The sequence below is a fragment of the Flavobacterium sp. ARAG 55.4 genome, assembly GCF_051846875.1.
In the GTDB taxonomy this organism is placed as follows: Bacteria; Bacteroidota; Bacteroidia; order Flavobacteriales; family Flavobacteriaceae; genus Flavobacterium; species Flavobacterium plantiphilum.
Map to the genome: position 1 here is coordinate 475749 of NZ_JBPYCT010000001.1, position 10975 is coordinate 486723.

Annotated in this window: 11 protein-coding genes; 9 read left to right on the forward strand and 2 right to left on the reverse strand. The window is 34.1% G+C overall.

The window, feature by feature from the left end; all coding sequences use genetic code 11:
* Nucleotides 1–30: 30 nt before the first annotated feature.
* Nucleotides 31–429, reverse strand: a complete 399-nt coding sequence (locus tag ACSV4D_RS02050; protein WP_439226937.1) for a hypothetical protein — start codon at nt 427–429, stop codon at nt 31–33.
* Between the two features lie 364 nt (nt 430–793).
* Between ACSV4D_RS02050 and ACSV4D_RS02055 the strand changes: the two genes are divergently transcribed.
* The 6 genes from ACSV4D_RS02055 to ACSV4D_RS02080 all read left to right on the forward strand — a co-directional run bounded on the left by ACSV4D_RS02055 (nt 794) and on the right by ACSV4D_RS02080 (nt 7183).
* Nucleotides 794–1843 (forward strand): MFS transporter, encoded by a 1050-nt coding sequence (locus tag ACSV4D_RS02055; protein ID WP_439226938.1) that lies wholly within the window; start codon nt 794–796, stop codon nt 1841–1843.
* A gap of 27 nt (nt 1844–1870) precedes the next feature.
* Nucleotides 1871–4087, forward strand: coding sequence for a molybdopterin oxidoreductase family protein (locus ACSV4D_RS02060; protein WP_439226939.1), 2217 nt, complete (start codon nt 1871–1873; stop codon nt 4085–4087).
* Nucleotides 4088–4107: 20 nt separating this feature from the next.
* Nucleotides 4108–4677 carry a 4Fe-4S dicluster domain-containing protein gene (locus ACSV4D_RS02065; RefSeq protein WP_408081163.1) on the forward strand — a complete coding sequence of 190 codons (570 nt, stop codon included), beginning with the start codon at nt 4108–4110 and terminating at the stop codon, nt 4675–4677.
* A 9-nt stretch (nt 4678–4686) separates the two neighbouring features.
* Nucleotides 4687–5208, forward strand: a complete 522-nt coding sequence (locus tag ACSV4D_RS02070) for a Rieske (2Fe-2S) protein (RefSeq protein ID WP_408081164.1) — start codon at nt 4687–4689, stop codon at nt 5206–5208.
* A gap of 9 nt (nt 5209–5217) precedes the next feature.
* Complete coding sequence (locus tag ACSV4D_RS02075; RefSeq protein ID WP_439226940.1) at nt 5218–5469, forward strand: DUF6755 family protein; 252 nt, start codon at nt 5218–5220, stop codon at nt 5467–5469.
* A 115-nt stretch (nt 5470–5584) separates the two neighbouring features.
* Nucleotides 5585–7183, forward strand: a complete 1599-nt coding sequence (locus ACSV4D_RS02080; protein WP_439226941.1) for a hypothetical protein — start codon at nt 5585–5587, stop codon at nt 7181–7183.
* 82 nt (nt 7184–7265) lie between these two features.
* On the opposite strand, the gene ACSV4D_RS02085 is transcribed toward ACSV4D_RS02080, so the two are convergent.
* Nucleotides 7266–7757 carry a hypothetical protein gene (locus tag ACSV4D_RS02085; RefSeq protein ID WP_439226942.1) on the reverse strand — a complete coding sequence of 164 codons (492 nt, stop codon included), beginning with the start codon at nt 7755–7757 and terminating at the stop codon, nt 7266–7268.
* 201 nt (nt 7758–7958) lie between these two features.
* Here ACSV4D_RS02085 and ACSV4D_RS02090 point away from each other — a divergent pair, with 201 nt between their 5' ends.
* From ACSV4D_RS02090 to ACSV4D_RS02100, 3 genes are all read left to right on the forward strand, one after another.
* A complete protein-coding gene (locus ACSV4D_RS02090; RefSeq protein ID WP_439226943.1) occupies nt 7959–8984 on the forward strand; it encodes a 2-hydroxyacid dehydrogenase in 1026 nt (341 codons plus the stop codon).
* A 190-nt stretch (nt 8985–9174) separates the two neighbouring features.
* Nucleotides 9175–10314, forward strand: a complete 1140-nt coding sequence (locus ACSV4D_RS02095) for an AAA family ATPase (RefSeq protein ID WP_439226944.1) — start codon at nt 9175–9177, stop codon at nt 10312–10314.
* A gap of 2 nt (nt 10315–10316) precedes the next feature.
* The gene (locus ACSV4D_RS02100) at nt 10317–10922 is read left to right on the forward strand and encodes an RloB family protein (RefSeq protein WP_439226945.1); all 606 of its coding nucleotides are present in this window, start codon (nt 10317–10319) and stop codon (nt 10920–10922) included.
* Nucleotides 10923–10975 lie beyond the last annotated feature (53 nt).

The window sequence follows — 10975 nt, forward strand, 5'->3', positions numbered from 1 at the left end:
AAGCTTCGAGTTAAAACTCGAAGCTTTTTTTTAATTTTCCATATCACCGCCACCTTGTGGTCGTTCTGGTCGGTCTCCCATTCCACCGCCTTGACGGTTACCCATTCTTTTTCTCGTTTCTGCCTGAGTGGCTTCCCATTTTTTTAATTGTTCCGGAGTCAGGATTGCTTTTAATTTATCTTCTGTTTTTTTTCTTTCTTCCTGCATCTGCTCTCTGGAAAAACCACTTTGGTTTTCTCTGCTTTTTGCTTGTTCAGCATAAAGTTGTTTTAGCTGTTCTTGTTGTTTTGCATCAAGACCTAACTGAGTCGTCATTCTTTCCACACGTTTTTCCGGAGAAAAGTCTCCTCTTCGTGGTCTGTCATTGTTGTTTTGAGCAAAACCTGATACTCCTGCAATTAATAAAGCTGCAATAATTAATTTTTTCATTTTTTTTGTTTTTTGATTAATGTTAAAGATTATTGCTGTAAGATGCAAATTATAGGATAAGGTTTAATCAGGGATCAGAAATTAACGAAATAATAGTTAATAATTTGTGGAATTGATGTAAGCTGAAATATCTTTTCTATTCTCTTTTTATGTTTTTTTAATTAGTTAGTGATTAAGTAATTTGCGATATTTCTAAGTATGTATTTTTGTTTTTTAGTGTTTTACGGCCTGGTAAATGGGTTTATTATAACAGTTTGAATAGTTTTTGTGTTAAAATAAAAATACTTAAGTATTTAAACGTAGTTTTACTTAATTTTACTTTTTAGTTACTAAATTAGTCTGAAACTGCGAGACACACTTTCAAATGAAAAACAGAAAATATAACATCAAGGCTTTTCTAATTGCTTCGTTATTATCAATAGTAATGATTGTATTAGTTTTTTACGGATCCAGAGAATTACAAAATTTTGATGCAGCTTTGGTTACTTATTTGTTCGGAACTGTATTTGCTTTTTTTGGTATTATATATCGTTATTCTGTTTGGTTGCAGCGTCCACCTACATGGATGTATTTTAAAAGAGGGGTTTGTTTCTTGTTTACTGGAAAAGTATTTTCTCATTTTTGGTTTGCTTCTAAGGAAACGGTTTCAAATATTGTTTTCCAAAAATTCATTTATCCAAGAGGAAAATACCGTTGGCTCGCTCATTTTATGATTGCTGTAGGTTGTACATCAGCTTTTCTGATTACTATTCCATTGACTTTTGGCTGGGTGCATTTTACAATGGCTCCCAATTCTATTTCGGTGTACGAAGCCCATTTTTTTGGGTTTAAACTAATGGAGTTTAATCTGGATTCCGTTATGGCATTCATGACATTCCACGCCTTAAACTGGTCTTCTTATATGGTAATTTTTGGTGCGGGATATTATTTAAGAAGACGATTAACTAATCCGGGGTTAATTGCAACCCAAACATTTGAAGGCGATTTGTTGCCACTTATTCTATTGATAGCAATTTCGGTTACCGGACTTGGTTTGACCTATTCTTATGAGTTTATGAAAGGCTTGGCTTTTGATTTTCTGGCTGTTTTGCACGCGGTAACTGTAATCTTATTTTTGATATGGATTCCTTTCGGAAAGTTTTTTCATATTATTCAGCGTCCGGCACAAATTGCCGCACATATTTATCATAGAGTAGGAAAACAGCAGGGAATGGCGGTTTGTGAGCATACAGGAGAAGAATTTGCAACTAACCTGCATATTAAAGATCTTAAAACCTTAACCAAAAAAATAGGATTTGATTTTGACAGAGAAGATGGCAGTTCGCATCTGGATTTAAGCCCGGAAGGAAAAAGATCCCGTTTAGCACAGGCGCATCTAAAGGCAAGACAGGATGGTGGGGAATTATTTGGATAATTTAATGAAAGATAAAAGAATTTAAACATGGCTAAATTACCTGTTTCAGAAGAGCATATTATTACACAGTTTGGTCCTCATAAAAATTACAGTCCTAAAGAAGGTTATGAAGGAAGAGATGAACCGGATCAGTTAGTAAAAACACATTGTTGTTTTTGTGGCATGCAGTGTGGCATTCAGTTGTCAGTTAAAGAAAATAAAGTAGTAGGTTTTGAGCCCTGGATGGAATTTCCTTTCAATGAAGGAAGATTGTGCCCTAAAGGAGTACAGCGTTATTTACAGAACAATCATCCGGATCGCCTTTTAGGCCCATTAAAAAGAGTAGAAGGACAAGGCTTTGTCCCTACATCCTGGGATGATGCGATGTCTAAAACAGTTAAAGAAATCCAACGCATTCAAAAAACATACGGAAATGATGCATTTGCTATGCTTTCAGGTGTTTCTTTAACTAACGAGAAAAGTTATCTCGTAGGTAAATTTGCCCGTGTAGCTTTAAAAACTAAAAATTTAGATTATAACGGTCGTTTGTGCATGGTGAGTGCCGGTGCGGGAAATAAAAAAGCATTCGGTCTGGACCGAGGTTCAAATAACTATTCTGATTTAGAATATGCCGAAGTCATTATTGTGGCTGGAGCCAATGTTAGTGAAACCTTTCCTACTTTGACACATTGGATTTGGAAAGCAAGAGACAGAGGCGCTAAGCTGATTGTTATTGATCCCCGAATAATTCCTCTTGCCAGAACGGCTGATTTGCATTTAGATGTGCGTCCCGGAACCGATTCGGCTTTATACGGTGCTATGCTGAAATATTTGGCAGATCATGATATGTTAGACCATGATTTCATTGATAATCATACTTCAGGATTTCAGGAAACCTTAGATGCTGTAAAAGATAACACGCTGGAATGGGCTGAAGAAATTACAGGAATTAAGAAAGAAAAAATCCAACAGGCAGCTGAATTATGGGGAAGAGCCAGTACCAGTTTTCTGCTTCATGCCCGCGGAGTTGAACATCATTCGAAAGGAGTGGATAATGTTTTGGGGTGTATCAATTTAGTTTTGGCAACAGGAAGAATTGGTAAACCATATTGTGGTTATGCAACTATTACCGGACAGGGAAATGGTCAGGGAGGCAGAGAGCACGGTCATAAATGCGATCAATTACCGGGAAACAGAGATATAGAAAATCCGGAACATCGCAAGTATATTTCGGATGTTTGGGGAATTGATGAGAAAGATTTGCCGGGTAAAGGGTTGTCGGCTTATGAAATAATTGAAGCGATTCACAGGGGTGAAATTAAAGGTTTATTGTCCATATGTTTTAATCCGTTAGTTTCTTTGCCTAACAGCAATTATGTTCGGGAAGCATTAGAAAAGTTAGAATATTATGTGTGTATTGACTTTTTCTTAAATGAAACAGCCCGCCATGCTGATATAGTTATGGCTGGCTCGTTGCAAGAGGAAGAAGAAGGAACAACCACTTCAGCAGAAGGAAGAGTCATTCGAATAAGACAAGCGGTAACACCTCCGGGAGATGCCCGTACCGATACTTCGATTATTTTGGAATTAGCAAAGCGTTTGGGGGTAAGAACCAAATTTGCTTTCGAAAGCAGTGAAGAAATTTTCAATGAACTGCGTGTGGCTTCCAAAGGCGGAACTGCTGATTATAATGGTATTACTTATAAAAAAATTGAAGATAATATGGGGGTTTTCTGGCCTTGTCCAACTGAGGATCATCCAGGAACGCCACGTTTATGGGAAGACAGAAAGTTTAAAACTCCTGATGGCAGAGCCCATTTTAATCCTGCACCATACAAACTTCCGGGTGAAGTAACCTGCGTTGATTATCCTGTAATTTTAACAACAGGGCGCGTAGTTTCTCAGTATTTGAGTGGAACACAAACCCGAAGAATAGGAAAGTTAGTAGATCAGTATCCGGAACCTTTAGTAGAAATACATCCTAATCTGGCCAAACAATTAGGAATAAAGCAAAGGGAATTAGTAAGGGTTTCTACTCGAAGAGGTGAAGGAATTTTTCCTGCTAATATTGTGGAGACTATCCGGGAAGACACCGTTTTTATTCCGTATCACTGGTCAGGGAAAAAATCAGCAAACCAGTTAACTCCGGGTACTTTGGATCCTATTTCTAAAATTCCGGAATTTAAAGTGTGTGCCTGTCATTTGGAACCGCTAGGCGAAATTGCTCCGCCTTCCAAAGAATCAACAGCTTATGCAAGTGTTTAATCTATAAAAAAAGAATGTAAATGAACTATACCAGTTTTAATAAAAACGAAGAGTTTTTTGTAGATATGCAGCGTTGTATTGGTTGTAAAGCCTGTGAATTGGCCTGCGCCGAATGTGAAACAAACGGTCAGGAATCTATGATTCATGTAAATTATGTGGATCGTGCAGCAACGGTTCAAACCACGGTTCAGGTGTGTATGCACTGTGATGATCCGGTTTGCGCCAATGTATGTCCTGCCGATGCTATTTCTAAAGACGAATTCGGAATTGTACATACGGCAAATACCGAAAGATGTATAGGGTGTTCCAATTGTGTAATGGCTTGTCCTTTTGGTGTACCTAAAAAAGAAGAAAATTACGATTTGATGATGAAATGTACCATGTGCTATGACCGTACTAGTGTGGGAAAAAAACCAATGTGTGCAACAGTTTGTCCAAGTGGTGCTTTGTTTTATGGCACCAAAGATGAAATTCAGGAAATGCGTCCGAATAGCTCACCCGTTAATAGTTTTATTTTTGGAAAAGAAATTGTGAACACCAAAGTGAATATAATGATGCCTAAAGGAAGTACAGAATTAATAATTTATTAATTGAGATTCATGTCTGTAAAAGAAGAAAACTTAAATAAAAACTGGAAGAAAGACTTTCCAATAGAAAAGCAACAGGCAACCAATGTAAGTCGCCGTGATTTTGCTAAATTCCTGACTTTGGTTTCCGGAGGACTGATGGTTGGCAGCGGATTAGTTGCTGCTAAGGCGTATATGTATCCAAAAGAAGCATTGGAAGGAGCGCATTTTGTATGTAAAAAAGAAGAAGTACCGCTAGGAGGAACACGTGCTTTTGTAATTGAAGGAAGTACAATTCCCTATATATTAATTCATCTGGAGACCGGTGAGTTTAAAGCATATGAACAGAAATGTACCCACCTTTCCTGTTCTGTTTTTTACAAGCCGGGAACCGGAATTATTCATTGTCCGTGTCATGAAGGATCATTTGATGCTGCAACAGGAAATGTTTTAGGAGGTCCGCCTCCAAGAGCTTTGCCTAAGCTGGATGTTTTTTTTAAAGATGATGCTGTCTATGTAAAAGCTGCGCAAGAAGAGAAAAGTAAAATAATATAAAGAAAGTATATGAGTAATTTCAGACGCGGACAAAATCAATCTAATCCCAATAAGTTAAATGCGATTCTTTCGACTGTGATTTTTATATTAATTCTGAATGTGACTATTCAGATATGGCTGTTGTATGCTGCTTTGAATAATGCTTTGGATAATAATAAAGAAATTCTGATTCCGGCATTTGTAGCTTCATTGGTGTTATTTCTAGTTGGTATCTGCTGCATTTATTATATGCCAACAGGCAATACAAATTCAAGAATATAAGGTAATATTCATAATTTATTATTTGGTAATCGTTTTTTTAAGTAGCTCAGCGACAATATTTGAAAAGTTGAAAAAGATTATTGTACTTTTGCGTACCCCAAAATCAAAATTAATTATGAAAAAAATTGTACTTGCCTTGTCACTATGTGGCCTGTTCTTAATTCAGTCTTGTCAATCTGATGATAACTCAGGATCAGATGAAAAAGTTATTTTAAATACCAGTTCCGAAAGTTTAAGCAAAAGAATCGATCTTAGCGGTTCAGGAGTTTTGGATTTAGTGACCTTAAATACTACAGGTAAAACTGCCGAAGGTCAGGCTGGTACGTTCCCAATGTCATTATTAGCCGAAGTTGCACCCCCAGTTTATGGAGGGAAAACTTTAATGGCAACACATGTTGATGTGAAAGATAATTATGTATATGTATCTTATAATACACAGGGAGATACGTATTTAGGAGGAATTGATGTTATTGATATCAGTAGCCCTAATAATCCAAAATTAGTAGTTCAGGCTATTTTACCAAATGTAGATATTAGTACCGTGCTTTTTGATAATGGTAAACTATATATCGCCGGTGCTGTTGATGTAGATTTGAATAATGTACCTAGTCCGGCTTTTGTTGCTCAGATGCCTTTGCAATCAGGATTGCTGACTAATGATTATGTACTGAATTCCTTAGCCGGTTATGTTGGTACAGGACTTGCTGTTGCAGATTCAAAATATTATGCTGTTTCCGGAAATAATGGTGTTCTTGCTAAATTAGATAAAACTACTAATATTATAGAAACTACAATTGCTGTGGATGATCTAAGAGCTTTAGGACGTATTGACAACAAAATAGTAGTATTAAGCGGTACTGATGGTATAAAAGTTTATAATGCAGGAACCTTAAATTTAGAATCTTCATTTGTCACTTCTACCGATGTTGCAGAAGCAAAAAGAACAATTGATTTTCAAGGTAATAATGTTTTAGTATCTCAAGGTTATAAAGGTTTAGAAGTTTATAATTTAACTGGAACTTTGCTACAGTCATTAGCTGTTCCGGCAGTTGTTGGTGATGTTGATCAAAATGATGTAGTTACTAATGCTGTTTCTGTAAATGGTGATTATGTGTATGTAGCAAACGGTGCGGCCGGAATTACCGTGTACAAAACAACAAATGGTAATTTAAGTTTGTTGGGAACAATTGATCTTTCAGGATCTTCCAATTATGTAAAAAGTGTGGGAGATTATATATATGTAGCTAGTGGAAATGGCGGATTAAAAATTATCAAAAAAGTTACCGTTTCTGCTATTGATTGCAGCAGTTTTGCAACTTATAATGGTGGAGAATGGTTAAATGTTAATTCTAATCAAGATTTAAAATACCAAGGTAGTGCTTCTTTAAAAGGTGTAAATGTTAATGACAGACTTACTTTTTGTGGTTCGTTAGCAGTGTCAGAAGGAATCAATGTTAATAGCAACGGAGTATTTACAATGAAAGGTTCGATGGCTCAGGGTAATTATAACAATCCTTATTTGTCACTTAATATAAACGGTACAATGAAGATTGAAGGTAGCGTAGTGATATACGGTAATCTTATTATGAATAGTGGTGCTAAATTAGAATTCCTGGGTTCTGATTCTGAAATTACAATTTATGGTAGCGTAATTAAAAACAGCGGAGTAACTATTACAGGAACGTATAAAGATACTTTCAATAAATTGAAATAAGTAAAATAAAAATTCATAAAAAAAATGCTGCTTCAAAATGTGAAGCAGCATTTTTTTTATGAATTAATAATCAAGAATAGATTTATTTTTTTACAGCACTACTGTCTTTGTGTTTCATATCTTTTTTCATTCGATGAACACCATGATTTCTCATGCTTTTATGTTTTCTCATGCCTTGACGGTGGTGTTTTTTCATTTCCTCCCATTTTTTAAATTGGTCAGCAGAAAGAACTTTTTTCATTTTTGACTTCATAGCAATTTGTTCGTCCAGCATTTTGCTTTTCATTTCAAAGATTTGGTCAGAAGTAGGTTTTTCTGTTTTTTCTTTCCTGTTTTTCATAAAAGCTTCTCTTTTTGCACTTTCTTCTGCAATAATTTTACCCATGTCTTTTTGTTGGGAAGCATTTAAATCCAGTTCCAAAGTCATTTTTTTCAGCATCAGTTCATTGCGTTGTTCAGCTGTGAATTTTTCCATCTGCTTTCCATCATGTCTTTTTAATTTATCCTTTTTTTCCTGTGCATAAGTGGATACGCTTATGATTGCAATTAAAGCAATAGTGGCTAATTTTTTCATAGTGTTATTTTTTTGTTTTAAATAAGACAGAGGAATCAAAATAAAGTTTAATTGTTAAGAATAAATTGTGATTTTTGTTTATCAAAGCCATTGATTAAAAGTCTTTTTTAGTTAATGTTTTTTTGCTTTTCTATAATTTTAATATTTATTTCTTACATTAGAAAATACTGTAAACAAAAAATAATTCTTTAAAAATAGCATATGAAAAATACCAATTTATCGTTAAATTCAAAAGTTGCTTTTTTCTCCACACAAGCTTACGACAAAGTATTTTTCGAAAAATACAATACCGACTTTGGTTTTGAATTTGATTTTTTCGAAACACAATTAAACGAGCAAACAGTAAAATTAATTAGTAATACTGATGTGGTTTGCGTTTTTGTAAACGATGTTGTTAATGCATCGGTAATTAAAGAATTAGCAGAAAGAAAGGTGAAAATAATCGCTTTGCGATGTGCTGGTTTTAATAATGTTGATTTAGAAGCAGCAAAGAAAATAGGCATTCGAGTGTGTCGCGTTCCAGCCTATTCTCCCGAAGCGGTAGCCGAACATGCTATGGCAATGATTTTGACTTTAAACAGAAAAACGCATAAGGCATACAATCGGGTTCGGGAACAAAATTTTTCCTTAAACGGATTACTGGGTTTTGATTTGCATGGAAAAACCGTTGGAATCATTGGAACCGGAAATATAGGAAAGGCATTCGCAAAAATTGTAACAGGTTTTGGTTGCAAAGTGCTGGCTTTTGACATAGTCACTAATGTAGAAATGGAAGAAGACGGCGTTACTTTTGTCTCATTAGAAAACATTTTTAAAGAATCCGATATTATCTCGTTGCATTGTCCTTTGAACGAAAAAACAAAGTATATTATTGATGAAAAGTCACTTTCATTGATGAAAAATAATGTGATGATTATCAATACCAGTCGGGGTGCTTTAATTCAGACTTCAGATGTAATTCAAGCATTGAAACAAGGAAAAGTAGGCTATTTAGGAATTGATGTTTATGAACAGGAAGAAAAGTTATTTTTCAAAGATCATTCTGAAGACATTATTCAGGACGATGCCATTCAGCGGTTAATGAGTTTTCCAAATGTTTTGGTAACGGCACATCAGGCTTTTTTTACTGATGAAGCCTTAACGCAAATTGCTTTAGTGACTTTCAATAACATTGAATCATTGCTTGCACAAAATGATATTGATAATAAAGCGGCTTTATTGGTGTAAAACAAAAAAAGAACTCGATTGAGTTCCTTTTTTATTGAAATATGTATGTTAGATTCAATTAAAGTGTATATTTGAAAAATATTTACAAATAAAGCCATTAGTTATGTTGTTGAACTTTAGAGTGTCGAATTTTCGTTCCATAAATGAAATGGTTGAATTGTCTATGATATCTAGCGATTTAAAAAATCCATTGAACGTAATTAAGAAGACAAATCCAGAGGCTACCAAAAATAAAGATTATTACGGATTGACTTCTGCGGCTATTTATGGTGCTAATGCAAGTGGGAAAAGTAATATTATCAGGGCTTTTCATGGATTTCAAGAATATGTAAGGAATTCCACAGATAATAAACCTAATGACCCAATAAAATTATACAATCCATTTAGGTTGTGTGAAAAAAATATGTTGAAAGCATCTTCTTTTTCAATTGACATCTTGATTGAAAATGTTCTACATACTTATTCTATTGAAGTTTTTCAAAAAGAAGTTATGAGTGAATCCCTTTTTTTCTACCCCAAAGGATTAAAAGTTAAAGTTTTTGAAAGAAATAAACAAGAGTTCAATAAAGGTAATGGATATGAAGGTATTTTTGAAACAATAAAACAAAGAACAACTGAAAATCAATTGTTTTTGAGTAAAGCAGCTTTAGAAAATGTTGAAATTGCTAAAAATGTTTATGAGGCGATTTCTATTATACTAGTATTCACTACTGATCTTTTTCATTCTGAAAGATTTAATCAAGCTGCCAATAAACATCTTTTTAGTGGTTTTGAAGAAGGAAATTTGATTTTGAATTTATCAAAATCTTTAATACAAAAACTTGATACACATGTTGTTGATTTTGAAGAAAAAGATGGAGTAATAAAAACTATTCATTTAAATGATCAATACGAAAGGGTAGAATTCGATTTTTCTGATGAGTCTTCAGGAACACAGAGAACGATTTCTTTCTCTCCTCTAATTTTTATGGTTTTAAAACATGGGGGAACTATTGTAGTCGATGAATTTGAAAGAAGTTTACATCCTGAAATAGCTCAGTATATTTTGAGTTTATTTAATGATCCTCAGGTAAATAAAAAAGGGGCGCAGTTTGTTTTTGCTACACACGATACTACTTTATTAAGTCCTGAAAATAAACTAAGAAGAGACCAAATTAATTTGGTTGAGAAAAATGAAAAAGGTGAAACAGAAATGTTTGCAGTTTCGGATATAAAGGGAATCAGAGAAGGAAATTATGAAAAATGGTATTTAGAAGGTAGATTAGGAGCTGTACCAAATATTGCCAGAGAAACTTTTAGACATGAACTAATTGACTACATAAATTCATAATCATGGCTAAAAGACCTAAGAATAATTTTAAGTTACGAGAACTTAAATCGAAAGTCTTGATTCTTTGTGAAGGATTGACTGAGAAGAATTATTTTAATGCACTAAAAGAAGATTTAGGCTTGCCTAAAACAATTAGCGTAAATGTTTTTCAAAGTCATAAAGTAGATTGTAAAGGTGTTGTAGAAGAAGCAATAAAAAAGGCGAAACGTGAAGGTGTTGAAACGATTTATGTTGTTTTTGATCATGACAATCAGGCAAAAAGAGATGAAGCGTTTAAATTAGCAGCCAATAAAAATATAGAAGTTATTTTTTCTAGTATTTGTTTTGAGATTTGGTATTTATTTCATTTTAAAAATTCAACCAAAGCTTTTGCTTCAGAAGCTGAATTAGAAAAGGAATTAAAGAAATGTATAGGGATGGAAAGTTATGAAAAAAATAACTTTAAACATTATTCAATTCTAAAAGACAAAATGGCTACTGCGAAATCAAATGCAGAAAAGACCAGATTGGCTGTTATTAAAAATAATGAAGAGATAGGAATTTTTAATTTAAATCCTTTTACCAATGTTGATGAATTGGTTATCTATTTAGAAAGCCAAAAACAATAAATAAAAAAAGAGCTTCAATTTGAAGCTCTTTTTTTTGCGCGCGTGAGAAGGGA